The sequence below is a fragment of the Sphingomonas sp. ID0503 genome (assembly GCF_048565625.1).
Classification (GTDB): Bacteria; Pseudomonadota; Alphaproteobacteria; order Sphingomonadales; family Sphingomonadaceae; genus JBLZUR01.
Map to the genome: position 1 here is coordinate 1,338,686 of NZ_JBLZUR010000002.1, position 21,670 is coordinate 1,360,355.

The 21,670-nt window shown below is 63.2% G+C and carries 20 protein-coding genes and 1 pseudogene; 12 read left to right on the forward strand and 9 right to left on the reverse strand.

The annotated features are described in order from the left end of the window. Positions 1 to 106: 106 nt before the first annotated feature. On the reverse strand, positions 107 to 1,330 hold the full coding sequence (locus ACM608_RS07445; RefSeq protein ID WP_419682611.1) for a type III PLP-dependent enzyme: 1,224 nt from the start codon (positions 1,328 to 1,330) through the stop codon (positions 107 to 109). A 187-nt stretch (positions 1,331 to 1,517) separates the two neighbouring features. On the opposite strand from ACM608_RS07445, the gene ACM608_RS07450 reads away from it, so the two are divergent. Both ACM608_RS07450 and ACM608_RS07455 read left to right on the forward strand, forming a co-directional pair. After that, positions 1,518 to 2,471, forward strand: coding sequence for a threonine ammonia-lyase (locus ACM608_RS07450; RefSeq protein WP_419685129.1), 954 nt, complete (start codon positions 1,518 to 1,520; stop codon positions 2,469 to 2,471). Next, entirely contained in the window at positions 2,468 to 2,641 is a 174-nt protein-coding gene (locus ACM608_RS07455) for a hypothetical protein (protein ID WP_419682612.1), read from the forward strand. The genes ACM608_RS07450 and ACM608_RS07455 overlap by 4 nt, the downstream gene beginning before the upstream one ends. On the opposite strand, the gene ACM608_RS07460 is transcribed toward ACM608_RS07455, so the two are convergent. Further along, the gene (locus ACM608_RS07460) at positions 2,638 to 3,660 is read right to left on the reverse strand and encodes a phytanoyl-CoA dioxygenase family protein (protein WP_419682613.1); all 1,023 of its coding nucleotides are present in this window, start codon (positions 3,658 to 3,660) and stop codon (positions 2,638 to 2,640) included. The two genes, ACM608_RS07455 and ACM608_RS07460, sit on opposite strands and share 4 nt — an antisense overlap. 68 nt (positions 3,661 to 3,728) lie before the next feature. Next, positions 3,729 to 4,385, reverse strand: a complete 657-nt coding sequence (locus ACM608_RS07465) for a GcrA family cell cycle regulator (protein WP_419682614.1) — start codon at positions 4,383 to 4,385, stop codon at positions 3,729 to 3,731. A gap of 57 nt (positions 4,386 to 4,442) precedes the next feature. On the opposite strand from ACM608_RS07465, the gene ACM608_RS07470 reads away from it, so the two are divergent. Next, entirely contained in the window at positions 4,443 to 5,270 is an 828-nt protein-coding gene (locus ACM608_RS07470; RefSeq protein WP_419682616.1) for an ABC transporter permease, read from the forward strand. Here ACM608_RS07470 and ACM608_RS07475 read toward each other — a convergent pair. Both ACM608_RS07475 and ACM608_RS07480 read right to left on the reverse strand, forming a co-directional pair. Then, positions 5,260 to 6,198 carry a cation transporter gene (locus tag ACM608_RS07475; RefSeq protein ID WP_419682617.1) on the reverse strand — a complete coding sequence of 313 codons (939 nt, stop codon included), beginning with the start codon at positions 6,196 to 6,198 and terminating at the stop codon, positions 5,260 to 5,262. The two genes, ACM608_RS07470 and ACM608_RS07475, sit on opposite strands and share 11 nt — an antisense overlap. Further along, the gene (locus ACM608_RS07480; protein WP_419682618.1) at positions 6,195 to 6,641 is read right to left on the reverse strand and encodes a hypothetical protein; all 447 of its coding nucleotides are present in this window, start codon (positions 6,639 to 6,641) and stop codon (positions 6,195 to 6,197) included. The genes ACM608_RS07475 and ACM608_RS07480 overlap by 4 nt, the downstream gene beginning before the upstream one ends. A gap of 97 nt (positions 6,642 to 6,738) precedes the next feature. On the opposite strand from ACM608_RS07480, the gene ACM608_RS07485 reads away from it, so the two are divergent. After that, positions 6,739 to 7,002 (forward strand): type IV toxin-antitoxin system AbiEi family antitoxin domain-containing protein, encoded by a 264-nt coding sequence (locus tag ACM608_RS07485; protein ID WP_419685130.1) that lies wholly within the window; start codon positions 6,739 to 6,741, stop codon positions 7,000 to 7,002. A gap of 11 nt (positions 7,003 to 7,013) precedes the next feature. On the opposite strand, the gene ACM608_RS07490 is transcribed toward ACM608_RS07485, so the two are convergent. Next, the gene (locus ACM608_RS07490; RefSeq protein WP_419682619.1) at positions 7,014 to 7,187 is read right to left on the reverse strand and encodes a hypothetical protein; all 174 of its coding nucleotides are present in this window, start codon (positions 7,185 to 7,187) and stop codon (positions 7,014 to 7,016) included. Between the two features lie 193 nt (positions 7,188 to 7,380). Beyond that, positions 7,381 to 7,673, reverse strand: a pseudogene (locus ACM608_RS07495) (helix-turn-helix transcriptional regulator). Between the two features lie 374 nt (positions 7,674 to 8,047). Here ACM608_RS07495 and ACM608_RS07500 point away from each other — a divergent pair. The 6 genes from ACM608_RS07500 to ACM608_RS07525 are packed head-to-tail and all read left to right on the forward strand — an operon-like array spanning position 8,048 to position 17,081. Beyond that, a complete protein-coding gene (locus ACM608_RS07500; RefSeq protein WP_419682620.1) occupies positions 8,048 to 8,644 on the forward strand; it encodes a hypothetical protein in 597 nt (198 codons plus the stop codon). Positions 8,645 to 8,646: 2 nt separating this feature from the next. Further along, entirely contained in the window at positions 8,647 to 10,152 is a 1,506-nt protein-coding gene (locus ACM608_RS07505; RefSeq protein ID WP_419682621.1) for a type I restriction-modification system subunit M, read from the forward strand. Further along, entirely contained in the window at positions 10,152 to 11,438 is a 1,287-nt protein-coding gene (locus tag ACM608_RS07510) for a restriction endonuclease subunit S (protein WP_419682622.1), read from the forward strand. Before ACM608_RS07505 ends, ACM608_RS07510 begins: the two co-directional genes overlap by 1 nt. Then, positions 11,435 to 13,087, forward strand: a complete 1,653-nt coding sequence (locus tag ACM608_RS07515) for a DUF6119 family protein (protein ID WP_419682623.1) — start codon at positions 11,435 to 11,437, stop codon at positions 13,085 to 13,087. Before ACM608_RS07510 ends, ACM608_RS07515 begins: the two co-directional genes overlap by 4 nt. Continuing rightward, the gene (locus ACM608_RS07520; RefSeq protein WP_419682624.1) at positions 13,084 to 16,356 is read left to right on the forward strand and encodes a type I restriction endonuclease subunit R; all 3,273 of its coding nucleotides are present in this window, start codon (positions 13,084 to 13,086) and stop codon (positions 16,354 to 16,356) included. Before ACM608_RS07515 ends, ACM608_RS07520 begins: the two co-directional genes overlap by 4 nt. After that, entirely contained in the window at positions 16,356 to 17,081 is a 726-nt protein-coding gene (locus ACM608_RS07525) for a M48 family metallopeptidase (RefSeq protein ID WP_419682625.1), read from the forward strand. The genes ACM608_RS07520 and ACM608_RS07525 overlap by 1 nt, the downstream gene beginning before the upstream one ends. A gap of 110 nt (positions 17,082 to 17,191) precedes the next feature. Here ACM608_RS07525 and ACM608_RS07530 read toward each other — a convergent pair whose 3' ends face one another. Next, positions 17,192 to 17,788, reverse strand: a complete 597-nt coding sequence (locus ACM608_RS07530) for a TetR/AcrR family transcriptional regulator (RefSeq protein ID WP_419682626.1) — start codon at positions 17,786 to 17,788, stop codon at positions 17,192 to 17,194. A 122-nt stretch (positions 17,789 to 17,910) separates the two neighbouring features. Between ACM608_RS07530 and ACM608_RS07535 the strand changes: the two genes are divergently transcribed. Further along, complete coding sequence (locus tag ACM608_RS07535) at positions 17,911 to 20,418, forward strand: phosphoenolpyruvate synthase (RefSeq protein WP_419682627.1); 2,508 nt, start codon at positions 17,911 to 17,913, stop codon at positions 20,416 to 20,418. A 29-nt stretch (positions 20,419 to 20,447) separates the two neighbouring features. Further along, positions 20,448 to 21,398, forward strand: coding sequence for a LysR family transcriptional regulator (locus ACM608_RS07540; protein ID WP_419682628.1), 951 nt, complete (start codon positions 20,448 to 20,450; stop codon positions 21,396 to 21,398). Between the two features lie 37 nt (positions 21,399 to 21,435). On the opposite strand, the gene ACM608_RS07545 is transcribed toward ACM608_RS07540, so the two are convergent. Then, positions 21,436 to 21,669, reverse strand: a complete 234-nt coding sequence (locus ACM608_RS07545; RefSeq protein ID WP_125333934.1) for a DUF2274 domain-containing protein — start codon at positions 21,667 to 21,669, stop codon at positions 21,436 to 21,438. Position 21,670: the final 1 nt, after the last annotated feature.

Consider the following 21,670-nt stretch of genomic DNA (forward strand, 5'->3'; position numbering starts at 1 on the left):
CGATACGTCACCCGGCCGAGGCCGGGATGTTCGAAGCGGGACCATGCCCGCGCGGTCACAGATGCCGGCTCACACCGGCAAGACGAGTAAGTAAGACGGTCGCGCGTTACAGCTTGACGACGTTCGACGACAGGCGGCGTTCCGCGGCACCGCGATACTGGCTCGCCATCGGCTCGTCGGTGACGATCTCGGTCTCCCCGGCGGTGAAGCCGTTGAAGCCGGTCCGCATCGCGCAGCCATAGGCGCCGAGCATGCCGATCTCGACATAGTCGCCGGCCTTGACGTCGCCGGGCAGCATGAACGGACCTGCCATATGATCCATGTCGTCGCAGGTCGGCCCGTAAAAGCTGAACCCCATGTCCCGAACATCGCTCTCCGGCTCGCGCAACAGGCGGACGGGGAAGCGCCAGCCGATATGGGCCGCGTCGAACAGCGCACCATAGGCACCGTCGTTGATGTAGAGTTCGTCGCCACGACGCTTCTCCACCCGCACCAGCAGGCTGGCATATTCGGCACAGAGCGCACGACCCGGCTCCGCCCAGAGTTCCGCCGAATAGGAGATCGGCAGGCTCTCGAAGCTGGTGTGGATCGCGTCGAAATACGCCTCCATCGATCCCGGCTCCATACCCGGATAGATCGAAGGAAAGCCGCCACCGACATCGACGACGTCGACGGTGACCGCAGCCTCGACGATCGCCGCGCGCACGCGGTCCATCGCCTTAACATAGGCCTGCGGGGTCATCGCCTGGCTGCCGACGTGGAAGCAGATGCCGAGAGCATCCGCCGCCTGGCGAGTTGCGAACAGCAGTTCCTTGGTCTCACCCGGCACCGCGCCGAACTTGGAGGCGAGGCTCAGCTTCGAGTCCTCGGACGAGACCTTCAGGCGGACGCAGAGGGTCAGGTCCTCGGCACCGCGGGTCGCCGCCATAATCTTCTCCAGTTCCTCGATCGTATCGAGGGAGAAGGTGCGGACGCCGTGGCGGAAATACGCCTCCTCGATCGCCTCCTCGGCCTTCACCGGGTGCATGAAGCAGAGCGTCGCCTCGGGCAGGAGCCCGCGCACGAGCCGGACCTCAGCGATCGAGGCCACGTCGTAATGCGTGACGCCGCTCTCCCAGAGGAGCTTGATGAGGTCGGGCGACGGATTCGCCTTAACCGCATACATGGTCCGACCCGGAAACTTCTCCACGAAGAAGCGGGCGGCCCGGCGGGCGGCGTGCGGACGAACGAGGGTAACCGGCTGAACCGGACGTCGCTCGGCGATATCAAGACCCGTCAGGGCCTCAACAGTGGTGGCAGCTAGCCCCAGCGCGCGATGATGCTTGTGCAATTCAAGGGACCTCCAACGCCACGAGGTCAAACCCCGCGGTCTTCAGTTAAGAAAATCACTGCCTTGCGGTGGAAGTCCCATGGGGCAGCGGAGGGCGCATATAGAAACGCGATTTTCCTGTGTAAAGACCGTTGGACCCCTGCATCCGTCGATCGGTCGCAAAACAGTGTTACGGTGAGCCAAGTTGTTGAACGAGCAAGGCAATTATGAAGCGTCCAACGCCGGGATCGTCCGCGCGTTGCATGTCCTTTCCGGTGTTGCGACGAAGACGCCGATTCTTCCGGTGGATGGGCCGGCCGGCCGATTCTGGCTGAAGCCGGAATCGCTGCAGCCGGTGGGCGCGTTCAAGCTCCGCGGTGCCTATCATCGCCTCGCCGCGCTGTCGGAAAAGGAGCGGGCGGCGGGGGTCGTCGCCTTTTCCTCCGGAAATCATGCGCAGGGTGTGGCCTGGGCGGCGAGGAAGCTCGGCATACGTGCGACGATCGTGATGCCGGCCGATGCGCCGCGCGCGAAGCGGCTTGCGACCGAGGCGCTGGGGGGCGAGGTCGTGCCCTACGACCGCGCGACGGAGAGCCGGGAGAGGATCGCGGCGGCTCTGGCGGCGGAGCGGGGCGCGGTGCTGGTGCCGAGCTTCGACGATCCCTGGGTGATCGAGGGACAAGGGACGATCGGGCTGGAAGCAGCCGGGCAGATGGGACGGGCGCCGGCAAGGGTCGTCGTGCCGTGTGGCGGAGGCGGTCTTGCGGCGGGGATCGCCCTTGCGATTCCGGGTAGTGAGATCGTCGTCGTCGAGCCGGAAGGCTGGGATGAGATGGGTCGATCGCTGCTCTCCGGCGCGATCGTCGAGGTTGGGCCGAAGCCACCGACGACCCGCTGTGATGCGCTTCAGACGATCCGGGTCGCGGATCGGACGTTCAGTGTCCTCCAGGATGCCGGTGCGCGGGGGGTGGCGGTGAGCGAGGAAGAGATCGAAGTGGCGATCCGCTTGGCTTTCGATCGGCTGCAACTGGTGGCGGAAGCCGGCGGGGCGGTCGCGCTTGCCGCGATGCTGGCGGGCAAGGTGGACGTCGTGCCCGAGACCCTGGTCATCCTGTCCGGCGGGAATATCGACCCAGCCGATTTCGCGGAGATCATCCGATGACCACCTTCGCCGCCGCCATGCTCGGCCTCGCGATGATCGCCGCCTTCGTCCTGATCGGTGCGGGCGGGCGGATGATCTACAGGGGCGGAGACAGGAAGCGCGGGCTGCTGATGATCGTCATGGCGCTGGTGCTGCTGATGAACGTCTTGATCCTGGCACTGCCCGTCTAGCGTTCCGCCGGTGTCTTTGGCCCCACGTCACGCCAGGGGTGTCCCTTCCAGCCGCGCGCGTGGAGCCAGTCGCGCCAAGCCCAGTTCCATCCGATCCGCCGCTCCGCGAGACCGGCTGTGCTGAGCGGGTCGAGGCCGGCGAAGGGCAGGAACGGGTTGCGCCGGCCGTAGGCCCAAATCTCGACGCGCGTACTCGGCCGAACGGAGGGGCCGCGCGCGTGGAAGCCGAAGGTGTCGCCGACGACCAGTGTGTTGGCGGGAACGGCGAAGGCGCGCGGAGCGGAGAGGCCGAGCGACGGCAGGTCGCTCTCCGCGATGCGGAAAGAGCCGCGTGCGGAGAGGCGATCGACGCCGCCGGGCGCTTTCAGGCTCATCGCCTGCTCCCAGGCCAGTCGCGCGGGCGTGAGGCGGTGGGAGCCGGGGACATAGGTGAAGGGACCCTCGTCCTCAGCCACGTCGGTCAGGAAGAGCCATGCCTTCACCGTCGGGTGGAAGGTGTCGGCGTGAAAGGCGGTCTGCGGGTCGGGCTCTGCATCGCGGACGTGACTGAGGATGGATTGAACGTAGACGAGCGGCTCCTGATCGAAGCTGCCCGCGTAACGGATCAGGCCGCGCCAGACCGGATCGGCGAGGGGCGCGCGCAGCGCCGGTACGTCTCGGATGTAGGCTGGATCAACGGCGAAGCGGCGGGTGATCGTGTCGCCCTGCACCATGTCGCGGGCGGGCGCGCGGCGGGCCAGCACCGCGTCGCGCAGGGTGGAGAAGAGCGCCGGTGGCAGGAAGTCGCGCTTCTCCACGAAGCCGTCACGATCGAACGCGGCGCGGTCTTCGGGGGAGAGTAGGTGGGCCAAGTGGGAGCGACGCCACCCGGCGAGGTTATGGGCGAGTGCGACCCGGCGGGTATGGAGACCACGCCGGTTGAGCGCGGGCGAGCCGATCAGCGGATTGTCGCGGAACGACTTGGCGCCGGTGGCGAGCTGCGCGGCGTAGAGCGGGTATAGAAGAGCGCGCGCGTTCACCGCTTCGGTTTAGGATACGGCGCGCCTCTCGTCACCCCGATCGATGTTCGAGGTGACGAGTCCGAACCTTACCTGACGCGAGGGCCGCCGAAGGGGAGCGGCGGCGGGGGGCGGCGATCGCGGCGGGGGAGCTGCGCCTGATAGGCGACGCTGCAATGCGCCACGCAATAAGGAAAGCCCGGGTTCACCTTGTCTCCGCAGAAATGGAAGTCCGGCTCACCGGGATGTCCGAGCGGCCATTTGCAGATCTTGTCGTTGAGATCGAGGAGCGAGGTCTTGCCGGCCATGTCGGCGCTCGGCTTGGCCGGGACCAGCCGACGCGGCGGGGCGGGGGTGGCGGGCGGCTGCTGCTCGCTCGGGTTCTGCCGTTCGAAGCCGCCGGGGCCGATGGAACGCATCATGGTCGGTGCGGGCGTCGCCGGCGTGGGGCTGATCGAAGGAGGCGGTACAGGCGCCGGAGCGGGCGCGGGCTGGACCGGACGCTCCAGGGCCTCCACCTTCGGTTCGGCGGCGATCTCGACGGCGGGCGCGGGTGCCGGCACGGACGTCTCGACCGACTCGCCACCACGCACCGGGGAGGGACGCGCTTCCAGCCCAAGGCGATGCGCCTTGCCGATGACCGCGTTGCGGCTGACGCCGGTCAGTTCCTCGGCAATCTGGCTGGCGGTCATGCCCTGGCCCCAGAGCGTCTTCAGTCGCTCGATGCGCTCGTCGGTCCAACTCATGCAGTCTTCCTCGGTTCGTCTTGCGGCCGCAGTCCGCAGCCGATAGGCGAGCGGACCATGAACGACCAGCCTTCAAATTGGGTAGCCCGCAACCCCGGCGAAAGCGCACTGGGCGCAGTCAACTGGGTGGGGCTTCGCGCGCTCTATATCAAAGAGGTGCGGCGGTTCTTCAAGGTCCAGCTCCAGACGATCTGGGCGCCGGCAGTCACCACGCTGCTGTATCTGGTGATCTTCACGGTGGCGCTGGGCCGATCCGGGCGGATGGTGATGGGCGTGTCCTTCGCCGATTTCCTGGCGCCCGGCCTGATTGTGATGGGCATGCTGCAGAACGCCTTCGCCAATTCGAGCTTCTCGCTCCTGGTCGGCAAGATCCAGGGGACGATCATCGACTATGTCATGCCGCCGCTCTCCACAGCAGAGCTGATGAGCGGCCTGATCGCCGCATCGGTGACCCGCGCAGTTCTGGTCGGACTTGCCGTGTGGTTCATCATGCTGTTCTGGCCGGGAGTGCATGTCGGCGTGTACCATCTCTGGGCGGTGGTCTGGTTTGGCCTGATGGGATCGATCATGCTGTCGCTGCTCGGGCTGCTGACTTCGCTCTGGGCGGAGAAGTTCGATCATGCCGCGGCGGTGACGAACTTCGTGGTTGTGCCGCTGTCGCTGCTGTCGGGCACGTTCTACTCGGTCGATCATCTGCAGCCCGCCTTTGCCGCGATCAGCCATGCCAACCCGTTCTTCCACGTGATCTCCGGCTTCCGCTACGGCTTCCTGGCGCAGGCGGATTCACCGGTCGCGATCGGCTCCGCGGTGCTGCTGGCGGTCAACCTGGTACTGGCGGTCGTCACCTATGTGCTGCTTCGTCGGGGCTGGCGCATCAGGAACTGACGGTGCCGTCATCTTTTACCGGCGGGGCGAAGCTGACTTGCGCCAGCCGCCAGACGCGCTTCTCGTCGCCGGGCCAGTGCTCCGCCAATGCGAAATCATCCGGCGAGTGCGCGCCGTGGATTTCGGCACGGATCAGCCGGCCTGTTTCCCGCAGCCGGACGTCGCTGCCGGGATAACGGGCGGCGAGTTCACGACCGAGCGCCTGAGCGTCCTCGGACAGATCCGGTGAAGAGAGGGCGCGCGGCGCGCCGTCGATCAGCTCCGCCGTGGAGGATCGCAGCGCCTTCAGTCCGTCGTGGATGACGTCGATCGATATGATCGCCGCCGCGACCGAGTCCGCCCACCACCAGCCGAGACCCAGGCCGGTCACGCCGGCAAGGCCGGCCGCGCCCGTCATCCAGTTCGCCTTGTTCATCAGCGCGTCGGTGTGGAGGAGCTTGTCGTTGAGCTGCTCGGCAAGCGGCAGCTGCTTGCGGCCGATAATCAGCGGCGGGACCAACGAATAGGCCTGCGCCACGAGCATCAGCCAGCCGAGCCAGATGTCGTGCCCCAGGATCACGATCGAGCCGACGGTGGCATGCTCCATCGAGGCGAGCGCCGTCACGGCATTGTAGAGCAGGAGCGCGCCAACCGCAGTCAGCGCGACGGCAGCGACGAAGAACCCGAGGCCATTCACGCGGTCGAAGCCGAAGGGGTAGCGTCGGGAACAGCCCCATTTCCGCTCCATATGCGCCGCGATCAGGAACATGATCGGCGGAACCAGGCCAAGCGAGTCCTCGACCCAGGCGGTCTTCATCGTCTCGCTCTGGCCGAGCGCCAGGCCCATCACGATGATGATCGTGATCGTCCAGAAGATGTGCCAGCGTTCGAGCCGGATCGCCTTTGCGAACGCGTCTTGAAGTTCAGCGGGAATGCGGTCGCGGCTCACCGTCCCCCGGTCCTCTGAGGAACAGTGCGGCTGGCTCTCTCGACGGTCATGATCCACCGGTTCTCGCCGTTCCTGGCGGCGGCTCGCAGCTCCAATTGCGCGTCGTCGGTGCGGGATGTCGCGAGCGGCGGGGCGAGGGCAATCTGGTTTTCCCAGGGACTCGACTTAGTAAAACGGCCGATCGCTAGGTCCAGCTTTCCCTGATCGAGCGCTTCAAGGACTGTCTCGCCCGTGCCTTCGCGCCATGCCGGCCGTGCTCCGGTCGTCCGTGCGATCGCCTGAAGAAGTGCACCGACCTCCGGCGCGGCGCGGACCGAGGGATCCACTGCGGCGACCGTGAAGGTACGGGTCCTCGCGATCCGATCAGAGGTGCCGGCGGGGTCACGCGGGAGCGAATCACAGGCGGACAGGAGGACAAGGCAGAAGACGAGCGCGCGCTTCATTACGCGAGCATAACAGCAGCCCCAGGGGCAGGTTCCAAGCTGATGAGGTCTGGAATGGCTCCCCGGGACCGACGAAAGCCAGAACTACGAACTGCCGATTGCCGTCGAACGTTCGCCACAGCTTCCGACCCGCAGAAAACGTGATCGGGATCGTGAGGAGCGCGTTCGCCAGGCCGGCGGGCCGAAGCCCTCGCTTCGAGATAAGGCATACGCGCTCGCTCGCGAAAGAGCCACCGTGAAGACCAGCGATTTCACCGCCATTGGTATCCCAAGACACTACCTTGCGTGGATGTGCGAGGAGGGCCTGCTGGTGAAGGTGGGCTATGGAGTCTATCGCGCCGCGGATCGCGACGCTGCGTGATCTGGCTCGACCTACAGGTCGATATCGCGCGGAAGTTCGCGGTCGCGTGTCAGGTCGACGTCCGCTCCAACCAGCGGTGATCGCAAAAGTGCGGCGACGATGCTGCCTTTGCCGTCGAGAGCCTCGTTAATCCGGGTTCTGATGCGATCGGCGTCACAGTCTCCTTCCGCGAGCCTTTTCGCCAAGGATCGGATCATGTCGCGATCGCTCTCCAATCCTGCAACCTCGTATTGGACAGTCTCGGTTTGCGATGTCGTACTCGCGGCCGATCTCCCCTCACATACTCGCCATCGGCGCCGGCCAGGCTAGGTGGTCGTTCGGTCGTTGCGACCAACGCCCGCGGGTAGAAGGCTACCTCCAACCCGCGGGCCAACCGGACTATGCCTTTTCGGTCATATCCTCCAGTTGCTTGAGCGGCCTTTCCAGCACTGCGCGCCATTTGGCGGGATAGACGACGTCAGGTCCGGACTCCGAGGTCGAGTATCGCAGCCCTTTGTCGGCCCATGCCTGTAGATCGGAAAGCGCATAGACGACCCGTCCGCCGATCTAGCGATAGACCGGACCGGTTCCATAGGTGCGATGCTTCTCGAGCGTCCGAGCGAAAGCGCCAGGAAGCACGAGGCCTCCTTGGTGACAAGGAAGCGCGGCGGAATCGTAGGTAGATGGCTCATTTTTATTTCCTCATTTCCTCCCGTCGCAGATGACGGATGCAGCGAGGAGCAGGCAGAGCAGGCCGGCTGCAATAGATCGGGATGCCTTATTTTGGGCGGCAGCGGTGCCGTTCTGATCGAAGCCGCTGGCTTGGCGATCGCCGCACGTTTAATAGTCGGGGATACTGCGTATATCGAGATTCTACCTGCTGTGGCGGCGCGGCGGCTTTAGAGCACATGAGCTGCAATGCCCCCTAGCAGGGGCGTGTCTCTTCCGATCCGTCCTGAAATTGAAGAGGCCCCGCTTGCCCGGAGCTAGAATCGTATTGCAATAACGAGCTTCATGCACTTCGAGCTTGACGGCCGACCAAGTTCGTGCACATAACGAGTGCATGATGGCGCATCGTGCAAAAAAAGCCTTGTTATCGGAAGTTGCCGAAATTTCGGCGGGCCATCCCTTACGGTCGGGAGTGGATGGATTTCCCTTGGGCGACGTCGGTGTCATCCAGATGCGGAATGTCGATCCTGAGACAGGCATCGACTGGGGGAATGTCTCCCGCATCGAACTTCCGCCGGCGAGGCGGACTGAATTCTTGACCTCCCAGGATGTTATTTTTTCTCCGCGGGGCGTCCGTACCTATGCTGTGCCCTTGGATCCACCGCCGTTTCAGACGGTATGCTCTCCGCAATTTTTTGTCCTGCGGCCTCGCGGGACTGAACTGGATCCCCGCTTTTTGGCATGGCAGATCAACCAAGCCCCGACGCAGGAATACCTACAGCGTGAGGCAACGGGCTCGCATATTTTGAACATCCGCCGCGAGGTCATCGAGCGCTTGGAGATCGTGATCCCCTCGCGCTCCCAGCAGGCCGCGATCGTCGCCTTCGCCGATGCCGCCGCGCACGAGAAACGCCTGCTCACCGGTCTTATCGAGAACCGACAGCAACAAATGAACGCGCTTGCCGCCAGGTTGCGCGCGTACGACGAGGAGTAGAAATGCCCAAGGCCATCAAACAAGAAGACATCAACCGCGCCGTCTGGGCTGCCTGCGACACCTTCCGCGGCACGGTCTCGGCAGACATCTACAAGGACTACGTTCTGACGCTGCTGTTCCTCAAGTACATCAGCGACGTCTGGCAGGACCATTACGACGGTTACCAAAAACAGTACGGCGATACCCCCGATCTGATCGCCGAGCTGATGCGCAGCGAGCGGTTCGTCCTTCCGGAGGGCGCCAGCTTCTATGCCCTCTACGACCGGCGCCACGAGCCCGGGAACGGCGAGCGCATCGACAAGGCGCTGCACGCCATCGAAGACGCTAACATCGGCAAGCTGCGCGATGTCTTCCAGGACATCAGCTTCAACTCCAACAAGCTGGGCGAGGAGAAGCAGAAGAACGACCTCCTGCGACATCTCCTGGAGGATTTCGCCAAGCCCGAGCTGAACATGCGCCCTTCGCGCATCGGCAACCTCGACGTGATCGGCAATGCCTACGAGTTCCTGATCAAGAACTTCGCGTCGGATGCTGGGCGCAAGGCTGGCGAGTTCTACACGCCCCCCGAAGTGTCAGCCCTGATGGCCGAGATCATGGACATGACCGAGGGCGAGGAGGCTTGCGATCCCGCCTGCGGCTCCGGCTCGCTCCTGATGAAGTGCGGACAGCGAGTGCAGGCGAAATACGGGACCAAAAAGTACGCCCTGTACGGCCAGGAATCGATCGGCAGCACCTGGGCGCTGGCCAAGATGAACATGTTCCTCCACGGCGAGGACAACCACCGGATCGAGTGGGGCGACACGATCCGTAATCCCAAGCTGCTCGACGGCGAGGATGCGCTGAAGCACTTCGACGTGGTGGTGGCCAACCCGCCATTCAGCCTGGACAAGTGGGGCCACGACACAGCCGAGCACGACCGCTTCGGCCGCTTCCGGCGGGGCCTGCCGCCCCGCACCAAGGGAGACTACGCCTTCATCCTGCACATGGTGGAGACCATGAAGCCGCGTACCGGGCGCATGGCGGTGGTCGTGCCCCACGGCGTCCTGTTCCGAGGCGGCAGCGAGGGTGTGATCCGCCGCAAGCTGATCGAGGAGAACCTCCTCGAAACGGTGATCGGCCTGCCGGAGAAGCTGTTCTACGGCACCGGCATCCCGGCGGCGATCCTGGTCCTACGCAAGGCCAAGGCCGATCGGAACGTCCTGTTCATCGACGCTTCGCGCGAGTTCAGGTCGGGCAAGAACCAGAACCAGCTGACCGACGGCAACATTCGCAAGATCGTCGAGACCTGCCACGCCCGCGCCGAGGCGCCGAGGTACGCTCACCTGGCGACGCCGGAGGAGATTTCAGGCAACGACTTCAACCTCAACATCCCGCGTTACGTCGACACCTTCGAGGAGGAGGCGGAGATCGACCTGGTCGCCGTCCGCGCCGAGAGGCTGCGCCTGAAGGAGGAGTTGGAAGAGCTGGAGGGGAAGATGGAAGGCTACCTCAAGGAGCTCGGCTACTGATGACCGAAGTCTCCAAGGCCTCTGCCTACCCCAAGTCGGTGCAACCTGGCCTGCCCCGCCTCGGCGTCACGCCGCCGGGATGGTCGCGCGGGCCGCTCTCCGAGCATCTGTTCGAAGAGGCACGGCCGGTGAAAATGGCCGATGACGAAATCTATGACCTTGTGACGGCGAAGCGTTCGCGTGGCGGCGTCGTGCTGCGCGAGCGGCTGAAAGGCAAGGAAATCGCGGTCAAGAGTCAGTTCCGGCTCAAGGCCGGGGACTTTTTGATCTCGAAGCGCCAGATCGTGCATGGGGCGTGTGGGATCGTGCCACCCGAACTCGACGGCGCCATCGTGTCGAACGAGTATGCTGTGCTCCGGGCGCGCCCCTCGTTGAACCTCCAGTTCCTGAATTGCCTGGCCCATTCGATCTACTTTCAGCAAACCTGCTTCCACTCCAGCATCGGCGTTCACGTCGAGAAGATGATCTTCAAGCTCGAAGACTGGCTGAGGTGGGATTTCGATCTGCCGCCTGCTCGCGATCAGCGCCGGATCGCAGAAATCCTCGCCACCTGGGACCAGGCCATCGGGACCGTTGAGGCCCTGATCGCCAACGCCCGCGAGCAGAAGGCGGCGCTGATGCAGGCGCTGCTGAGCGGCGAGCGCCGCTTGCCGGGGTTCACCGGAGCTTGGTCCACACAGCGCCTCTCCGATGTGGCGGATATCATCGTCTCAAACGTCGACAAGAAGTCTCGTCCAGGCGAGCGCGCGGTGCGTCTCTGCAACTACACAGATGTCTACGCCTCAGACCGTATCGAGAGCGATCAGGCGTTTATGCCTGCCACGGCGTCGAGCGCTCAGATTGAGCGGTTTGGGTTGTGCGTTGGTGACGTCGTGATCACCAAGGACTCTGAAACACCTGGGGACATCGCCGTTCCGAGTTACGTCGCATCGACCAGTCCGGACTTGGTGTGCGGCTATCACTTGGCGATCCTCCGTCCCAGGACCGCAGACGGCCAGTTTCTGAAGTATCTACTGGAACAGCCGGTCAGCCGGCAATATTTCGCGTCCCGCGCCAATGGGGCGACGCGGTTTGGGCTGACGGTGGGCGCAATCGAGGAGACCCCGGTCACAATTCCGCAGTTGGACGAGCAGCAGGCCATCGGCGAAGTCGTTCGCGTAGCGGAATTGAGCTTGTGCCGCCTGACCGCCCAGCTTGCCGACCTTCGTCAGGAGAAGGCCGCGCTCATGCAGCAACTGCTGACCGGAAAGCGACGGGTTGGCGCGCCGCAGAGCGAGGCAGCATGAGTAAGGGGGGCAACAAGAGCCGGTCGTTCTCGATCTTCCTGCTGAAGTCGGAGGTGAAGGCGCCAGTGGATGCGCTGAAAGCCGGGCACGCTCTTAAGGACACCATCAAGGGCGAGGGGCTACCGGAGGGAGCGATCCTCTACGTCCTCGACACCGACCCCCGGCCGATCTGGTGGGCCGGCTACTTCGGCTTGGCCGCCAAGCTGGAGCAGATGTCCAAGGGCGCGTTGGTGTTCCTTCCCGTCAAGGGCCGTTGGTTCGCGCTCTCCTTCGGCCACGTGAGCCACTACCTCGAAGACGAAAAGTACGAGCACGACTTCGGCCTGCGGGTCACGCTGAACGCTGTCGATCCCGACCTGATCCGCAGCACCGACATCCTGCAGCCCAGCGGCGCCAAGCGCCAACGCATCCAGCTTCCCGCGCCCGGCGACCTGACTCTATTCGATTTCGACCAGGACAGCACGATCCTGAAAAGCCTGACCGGCAAAGTGAAAGATCCGGCCCTGAAGGACCTGTGCCGCAACATCACGGGCGCCGCGAATGTGAGGATCAGTACGGACAAGGCGTCCGGCGATCTATCGGCCGTGTGCGCCACACTGCTCGATCTCTACGGCAAGAGCACTTACGCCACGAGTTTCCCGGCTCTGCTGAACGTGTCGCCGGTGCGCGATCCGGCGATTAGCAAGGTGCTCAACGGAAAGCTGCTCGACGCGCTGCATGCCAAGGACGACGGCGTCGTGCTGACCGTCCCGGAAATCCAGGACTTCAATTCCAATTTCGGCGTGAGCTACGCTGGCGCCGGTGGTGGCAAGGTGTCAGACGATGCCGATATAGACGACTACTTCCGGTACCTCGACGACCATGACGAGGACCCCGCGGCACTGACGCTGGACGACCTCAAAAAGCACCGCCTTCTCGTCACCAACGAAGACGGGTCACTCACCCACGCGGAATACAAGATCTTGCGGTGTCTCCTGTTCGATACGGATCACAATGGCGTGGCCTATCACCTGCGCGAAGGCCAATGGTACGAGGTCAAGCAGTCGTTCATCGACGATCTGAAGGCCTATCTCGATCCCAAGATCACGGCCACGACCTTGCCCAACTACAACCACACGAGCGAGGGCGCCTACAATAAGGCGGCGGCCACAGCCGCGCGCTTGTGCCTCGACACCACGAGCATCGCGCCGGCTGGACAGAAGGCCGTCGAGCCCTGCGACCTGTTCGAAGTGGTCAATGGCGCCGCGGTGCTTCATCACGTCAAGCTGAAGACCCTGTCGGGTTCGTTGAGCCACCTGTTCAACCAGGGCGTCAACGCGGTCTGGCTGATTCGTGACGAGCCTAAGGCGAAGGTCAAGCTGAAGGCGCTGCTCACAAGCAAGGCGCCCGCTGGTTCAGACGCCGCGTTTCACAAGCCGCTGGACGACGACACGCTGAAGGTCGTGTTCGGTGTCGTTACGACTAAGGCGCCTGGCGACAAGTCCAAGAACCTGCCGCTTTTCTCGCGCATCAGCTTGCGGCGCGCGTTCAAGGATCTCCAAGTCATGGGCATCGAGGCCGAACTGTGCTTCATCCCGGATAAATCCCCGCCCAAGGCGGCTAAGGCCAAGACGCGCAAGCCGCGAACTAAAAAGGCCGCCACGCCGTGACGCGAACCCCCGATACCGCTGAAATCTATTCCTCCCACGTCCCGGCGCTCGCGACGCTTGTGACCATGGGCTGGGGCTACATGCCGCCGGCCGAGTGCATGGCCGAGCGCGGCGGCCCCCAGGGCGTGCTGCTGGTGCCAATGCTGGTGGAGGAGCTGCGGCGGCGGACCTTCGAGTACAAAGGCAAGACCTATCCGCTATCGACTAACGCCATCGACCAGATCGTGCGCGAGCTCTCCTCGCCCGCGCTGAACGAGGGCCTGCTGACCGCCAACGAGCGGATCTACAACGCCCTGACCCTTGGCGTGACCGTCACCGAGTTCGTGGACGGCAAGCGTCACAGCGTCACCGTGCCGATCGTCGATTGGAGCCGGCCCCTAGCCAACCGCTTCACGGTTACGGAGGAGGTAGAACTGCTCGCCACGAGCGGAGTGCATACCCGCCGGCCAGACATCGTCGGCTACGTCAACGGCATTCCGCTCCTTGTGATCGAGGCTAAGCGGCCCGACAGCGGCAACCCGAACAAGGCCATGGTGGACGAAGGCATCAGCCAGATGATCCGCAACCAGGGCCAGGACGAGATCCCAGAGCTGTTCGCCTATGCCCAGCTGCTGGTTTCCATCGGCATGACCGATGGTCTTTACGGCACAACACGGACGCCCAAGAAGTTTTGGGCGCGTTGGCGGGAGGAGGTGCTGGACGAGGCGCATTTCAAGGCGATCAAGAATCAGGCGCTCGAGACCGACCCACGCGAGGCTCTGCTGCGTAATCGCCTATCCGAAGTGAAGGCGCACTTCGCCAGCCTATGGAGCGAACAGCAGGAGGTCACCGGCCAGGACCGGCTGCTGATCAGTCTGTGCTCGCCCGAGAGGCTGCTCGACTTCACTCGCACCTTCATGCTGTTCGACCGCAAGGCAGGGAAGATCGCGGCGCGTCACCAGCAGTATTTCGGCATTAAGGCGTTGCTCGAGCGGGTTCGCACCCTGCGCCCCGACGGCGGGCGCGAGGGCGGGGTGATCTGGCACACCACCGGTTCGGGCAAGAGCTTCACCATGGTGCTGCTTTGCAAGGCGCTCTTGCTGGATGAGGCGCTCAAGAACTGTCGCGTGGTGGTGGTGACCGACCGCCGCGACCTGGAAAAACAGCTGGCTGGCAACTTCCTGACCGGCGGTGCCTTCGGCTCGGGCCTGGCGGATAAGGACGGCGCTAAGGCCAAGGCATCGTCTGGCCGCGACCTAGCGCGCCGCATCGGCAAGGGTGCCGAGCGGATCATCTTCACCATCATCAACAAGTTCGCCAGCGCCTCGAAGCTGCCCGAGTGCCACAACGACAGCGCCGACATGATCGTGCTGGTCGACGAGGGCCATCGCAGCCAGGGCGGCGAGAACCACGAGCGGATGCGCCAGGCCCTCCCCAAGGCCAGCTACATCGCTTTCACCGGCACGCCGCTGCTGAAGGACGACAAGACCGCGAGCAAGTTCGGCCGGATCATCCACGCCTACACCATGCGCGACGCGGTCAGCGACGGCACGGTGACGCCGCTGCTCTATGAAGAGCGCCGGCCAGTCCTCGACATCAACGACGCGGCCATCGACAAATGGTTCGAGAAGATCACGCTGGGCCTCTCCGAGAAGCAGCAGAGCGACCTGAAGGCGAAGTACGGCAAGAAGGGGCCGGTCTATGGCTCCGGCAACCGGATCGACCTGATTGCGTGGGACATCGCCGTCCACTTCAAGACCAACTTCAAGGACCTGGACCTGGGCCTGAAAGGCCAGATCGCCACCGACAGCAAGCTTTCGGCCATTCGCTACAAGAAGGCGCTGGACGCCACGGGCCTGGTCAGCAGCGCCATCGTCATCTCCTCGCCCGACACCCGCGAGGGGCACGAGGAGGTGGACGAGTCCGAGCTGCCCGAGGTTTTGCAATGGTGGAAGGACACCGTCACGGGCAATCCAGAGGACTACGAGAAGGCCGTCATCGAGGACTTCTCTACCGAGGGTAAGCCCGATCTGCTGATCGTGGTCGACAAGCTGCTGACCGGCTTCGATGAGCCGCGTAATGCGGTGCTCTACATCGATAAGCCACTGAAGCAGCACAACCTGATCCAGGCCATCGCCAGGGTGAACCGCCTGCACGAGCAAAAGAAGTTTGGCCTGTTGATCGACTACCGCGGCATCCTTGCGGAGTTGGATTCGGCACTAACCCAGTACCAAAACCTAGCCGACCAGACGCAGGGAGGCTTCGATATCGACGACATCGACAGCCTCTACGCCAACGTCAGCACCGAGTACAAAAAGCTGCCGGCCCTGCACGAGACGCTGTGGGCCATCTTCGCGAGCGTCCGCAATCGTAGCGACATCGAACAATACCGCCAGGTGCTGGTGCCGCGCTATGTGGACGACGAGCCGGGCGTGTCGACCGACGTCCACCAGAAGGTGCGCGAGGACTTCTACGAGGCTCTGACTGCGTTCGGGATGACCTTGCGCACCGCGCTGGCCACCCGTTCGTTCTTCGAGGACGGCGCCTTTTCCGAGGCTCAGATCGCCGCCTACAAGCGCGACCTGAAGTTCTTCTCCAATCTGCGCCGCATGGCGAAGCAGGACGCCCACGAGACCGTCGATTTCAACGCTTACGAGAACCAGATCCGCAAGATCGTTGACCGCTACGTGATCGGCGAGGACGTCGTGTCCGACGGCAACCTGCTCGTCGTTAACGACCTGTCCAAGCAAGCACCGGAGGAGTGGAGCGAGGAGAAAACCCGGAACGAGACAGACATCATCCGCACACGCCTGACCCGCACGATCGAGCAGGACCTAGTCGAAGATCCCTATGCCCAGCGACACTTCTCGGAGCTGCTGAAAGCCGCTATCGCCGAGGCCTCGGCACTGTTCGATCACCCGCTCAAGCAGTACGCGATTTTCAAGGACATTGAGGAACAGGTCGTCGAGCGGAAAGTCGACGGCACGCCGGCCGCACTCAACGCCAAACGCCACGCCACTGCATACTTTGGCATCATCCGCTTAGCCGTCGGCGAGGGGCGCGCGTTGGGTCCCGACATTGACGCTTTCGCTGCCGCAGCGCTGGACATCGACGGCATGGTGCAGACGGCTGTGGCGGAGAACTCGCTCAACCCTGCCAATGTCGAAGCCGCGATCCGTAAAGCGGTTCTTCCTCGGCTGTTCTCGCTCACAGGACTGGACCTCGCTCGTTCTATCACCGACCAAGTGGTCGAGGTGACCCGAGTGGGCCTGTCGCGGGACGCCGCGTGATGCGCCTGACGCTTCGCTACGGCGCCCGCACGGCCGAATATGACGTCCATGAATCCGCGCGCCTCACTGCGAAGTTGCGCATTCACGTTGAGCCAGGCGGCGCTTTCACGGTGGAGGCTCCAGTCGGCACGCCCGAGACGAAGATTCGCGCCGGCGTCCAGAAGCGCGCGCGTTGGATCATGGACCACATCGAGCGCTTTGAGGACTACCGACGTCACGCCCTGGCGCGCGACTACTCCAGCGGAGAAACGCACTTCTACCTCGGCCGCCGCTACAAGCTGAAGGTCATCGCCGACCCCAGTGCCAAGCGCTCCCTACGTCTCATCGCTGGCCGCCTGGAAGTGATCGCGCCCAAAGGGGACGCAACCGACGTTCGGCTCGCCCTACAACGCTGGTATCGACAAAGTGCTCTGGCCTATTTCACCTCGCGCATCACCCGTATGGCCGTCGACCTGCCATGGATAGACGTCGCGCCCCCGATTAAGCTGCTCACAATGAAGCGCTACTGGGGTAGCTGCTCACCGAAAGGTGCCGTTACCCTGAACCCAGCTCTGATCAAGGCGCCGGCCCACTGCGTTGAGTATGTCCTTCTCCACGAGCTTTGCCACCTCGCCGAACATAACCACAGCCCGCGCTTTTACGCACTTCTCGACCGTCACATGCCGGATTGGCGCGCGGCGAAGGGCGAGTTGGACGGGTTGTCTGAGATGCTTTTGGTAACCTGAAGGGGCTTCTGCCTGACACCTTGGCCGATGGCCGGGCGGCGAGCCGATGCTGTTCCCCCACGGTCGCAAACGCGGGCGTGGCGCCTGCGAGAAAAAGCTCAACAGCAATCCTAATCAGCATTTTTCCCGTCTCCCGATGAAGGCGAATTTGTAAATTTCGGCGGCCCAACGCACAGGCCGTCGATGTAAAAGTCGAGATGCCGGTGAGCCAGGGCGCGCTCTTCGTCCGCCGGCAATCCCAACGCCAGCGGACGCGCGAACCGCGTCAACGCGAACACAATGTCACGTTCGGATAGGTCATCGCGAAGCGCGCCGCTTCGCTCCGCGCCCTCAACAAGCCGTTTCATCAACGTCACTGCGCGGATCCTCAGATCGGGCCAGTCCGGCTTTTGCAGTAGCGGACGAATGATGTTCACGGCCCCGATTCCGTTATCGAGCGCGGCGTGCATGTACCGGCGGAGTGAATCGACACCGTCAGGAACGGTTTCGACCAGGTTCTCTCCGTCGCTGATGCTCCTTTCCAGCACATGGCGGGCGGCGGCATGAAGAAGCGCCTCCTGGTCCGGGAAGTGTCTGTAGAGGGTGCCGATTCCAACACCGGCGCGCTGGGCGACGGCATCTCGCGTGGGCTCTCCACCCACTTCGAGGACAAGTTCGATCGTCACCTCGACGAGCCGCTGTCGGTTTCGCTGCGCATCCGCTCGCATTGCAAATCCTGACCCCTCTTCAGAGACGCGCTTGACAAAAATATAAACGGAGCATATTCCTCCGTTTATAAGAATGTCAAGGCGAATGGGACGCTACAGGATCCATGGAATTTTCGGTTTGCTTGCAGAAGATTGATCGCGGCCAGGTCTCTCTTGTTGGTGGAAAGGCGGCGAACCTCGGCGACCTCGCGAAGGTCAATGGCATCATCGTGCCGAAGGGGCTCTGCGTGACGACGCATGCTTTTTCAGCGATCATCGAACGGTCTGCTGGACTGACCGCTGCTGTGCAGCGGCTTGATGAATCCGGTACCGAAATCAAAGCGCGGTCCGCCGAAATCCGCACGTTGATCGAGCAGGCGGCGCTTCCGCCTCCTCTCGTGGGCGCCATTTCCTCCTTCCTGCATGAGAATGGCGACGTTGCCGCCTGGGCGGTGCGTTCCAGCGCCACAGCCGAGGACATGGCAGACGCCTCGTTTGCCGGTCAGCATGAGAGCTATCTAGATCGGCGCGGCATCGAGAGCGTTTTGGCCGCGATTAAATCCTGTTGGGCCTCGCTCTATACGGAACGGGCGGTGATCTATCGCCAGCGAAACGGGATCGACCATCGCGGGGTCACGATGGCGGTGCTCGTGCAGCGGATGGTGCCGGCCGAGGCTTCGGGGGTGATGTTCACCGCCGACCCGGTGTCGGGCGATCGGACGGTTGTTGCAATCGAGGCTGCTGCCGGCACCGGTGAGGCGCTCGTCTCGGGTGCCGTGGTTCCGCAAGGGATCAAACTTCGTGCCGGAGAAATCTTCGCCAGGACTGGACACGGAAACACAATCCTCAGCGACGGGCAGGCGCGCGAACTCTCGGCCATCGGCAGACGGATCGAAAAGCATTTCGGCGCGCCGCAAGATATCGAGTGGTGTCTGCTCGATGGCGTATTTTCCATCGTCCAAAGCCGACCGATCACCACGCTTTTCCCGATCCCGCCGCGGCAAGAGGGCGATCGGCACGTCTATCTGTCAGTGGGTCATCAACAGATGATGATGGATGCGATGAAGCCGCTCGGCTTATCGGTCTGGCAGATGCTGGCGGCTCGTCCCATGCACGAGGCGGGCGGGCAGTTGTTCGTCGATATCACCGAGCAACTCGCGTCTCCCGCGAGCCGTGCCGCCCTCCTGAGCATGCTCAACCGCGATCCCCTCATCCGCAGCGCGCTCGAGGATCTTCTGGCGCGCAGCTTCGTGGCTTCACAATCGGCTCCGCAGGCAAGTTCGCCCCCGGCGGAGAGCCAGCTGGCGCAGGCAGCGCATGCCAACCCGCTTCCCGACGCTCCTGACCCAGCGATCATCGGCGCGTTGATCTCGCAAAGCGAGATCGCCGTCGAGGAGGCGAGGCAAGGCCTTGACGCAAGGTCCGGGAACGCGCTGTTCGACTTCATTGCCGAGGATCTTGCCGCGCTCAAACGGCAGCTCACCGACCCGCAGAGCATGCAGGCTCTGATGGCCGGCATCAATGCGACCTGGTGGCTCAACGACCGTCTTGAAGAGTGGCTTGGCGAGAAAGGCGTCGTCGACACGCTTTCGCAGTCGGTCGACAACAACATCACCTCGCGCATGGGGCTCGATCTTCTCGAAGTCGCGGATGCAATCCGGGCTTATCCCGCGGCTGTTTCCTTCCTGCGCGCCTTTGATGAAGGCGTGTTGCTTGCCGATCTCAAGCAGGTTGAAGGGGGCGCCGAGGCGCTTGCCGCCGTCGACGGCTATCTCGCCCGCTACGGTATGCGCTGCGCCGGCGAGATCGACATTACGCGCACTCGCTGGCGCGAGCAGCCCGGACTTCTGGTCCCGATGATCCTGGCCAATATCGATCTCTTCCCGGTGGGCGAAGCGAAGCGGCGCTTCGATGTCGGACTTGCGCGCGCGAAAGCCGCTGAAGAAGACGTGCTGCAGCGCCTCCAAGCGCTTACCGGCGGAGCCGAAAAAGCGGCGCAGACGAAGCGCGCCATCGACATCATGCGGACCTTCATCGGATACCGCGAATATCCGAAATACGGGTGGGTCGCCCGCATCGATCTGCATCGCCAGGCGATGCTTCGCGAGGCGCGGTGGTTGGTCGAGAATGGCGTACTCGACCGGATCGACGACATTTACTACCTCCGTTTCGACGAACTGCGACAGGCGGTCAGGGCGCAATGCGCCGACCGCGACCTCGTCGCGGCGCGCAGGGCCGAATTCGCGTTACACGAACGGCTTGTACCGCCTCGGGTGCTGACGTCTGACGGCGAGGCGCTGTTCGGTGATTTCAGGCGCCACGATCTGGATGCGAACATGATCCCCGGACTGGGGGTTTCCGCAGGCACGGTCGAAGGTCGCGCCCGGGTCATCCTTGACGCGGCGGCGTTGGATATCGAGGCCGGAGACATTCTCGTCACCACCTTCACGGACCCGAGCTGGACACCGCTGTTCCTGACCGTGGCAGGGCTTGTCACTGAAGCCGGTGGACAAATGAGCCATGGCGCAGTCGTCGCGCGCGAGTACGGGATTCCCGCTATCGTCGCCGTCAAGGATGCGACGCGCCGGATCGAGGACGGCCAGACAATCCGCATCGATGGAGCGACGGGCATCATAACCGTTCTGTCGTGATACCGCCCGCGCGATGTTCCTGAGGTTGGATGACAGACCTAAGCCTTGATTTTCGGCATCTCAGGTGTGCGCTTGCGGTCTCCGACTGGGGCAGTTTCCGTCGCGCGGCCTTGGAGCTCGATTTGCCTCAATCGACGGTCAGTCGTCGGGTTCAGTCGCTTGAACATCAGCTTGGCTTCCCACTTTTCATTCGTGACCGGCGGGGTGCGAATTTGACTGTGGCGGGCTCGAGCTTTCTCAAGGACGCATTGCCTAGCGCCAGGGATATTGCTCTTGCGGCGGAGGTTGCCGCCAAAGTTCAGAAGGGCGAAACAGGCGGCCTCTCGATCGGCATGCTCGCCTCCCTGACGCCGGGCCCGATCCACGATATTATTTACAAATTCAGGAAATCTGTTCCGAAAATCCGCATCACGCTTCGAGAGGGGCAACGTCAGGGATTGTTGCGGGATTTGGCGACTGGCACCTTAGATGCCGCGTTTGTTACCGGTTATTTCCATGTCGCCAAGCTCAATATGCGACAACTTTGGACCGAGGCGGTTTTCGCAGTGCTGCCGCAGTCACATCGCCTAGCGAATTCCGGGACCCTCTCCTGGGACGATCTGCGTGATGAACTCTTTCTCGTCACCTTCAGCGATTCTGGGAGCGAAATACACGACTTCATCATTCGGAAGGTCTCGCAACTCGGACTCAAGCCGCGGATCGACGTTCATGAAGTATCGCGCGAGAGCCTTTTAAGCTTGGTTGCAATGGACGACGGCATCACGCTCTCACGGACTTCCTCGATGAGAGAGGGGTTCCCTGGAATCGTCTATCGGCCGATCATCGGCGAGCATGAGGCTGTTCCTGCGAGCATTGTCTGGGCGTCCGAAAACGAGAACCCCGCATTGCGTCGCTTCCTCGCGCTCTCTAACGAGTTCATTGCTTCGGCGGCGCATTCCAACAGCAAGCACCGTGAAGAAGGCCGCGATGACCCGGAGTAAGGCTCGCAGATAGCATCGTACTCACGATCGGTCCTTGCTAGGGCGTACTCCCGGAACCAGCTCTACGCGACCTGGCAAATCCCCGATCGGTCGCGATGAACCGCTCGAGCATGGGGACGATTAGGCGCACTGGGTCGACGGCAGGCTGGCCGTTCTCCTGTGCCAGAATCTCCGCATAGGCTGCTAGATCTCGATGCAGAGGAGCCGGCAGTTCGACCGTAATCTTGATCGGCTTGTCATCGGTGATCGCGCCGAGTTTGAGCTTGGTCATC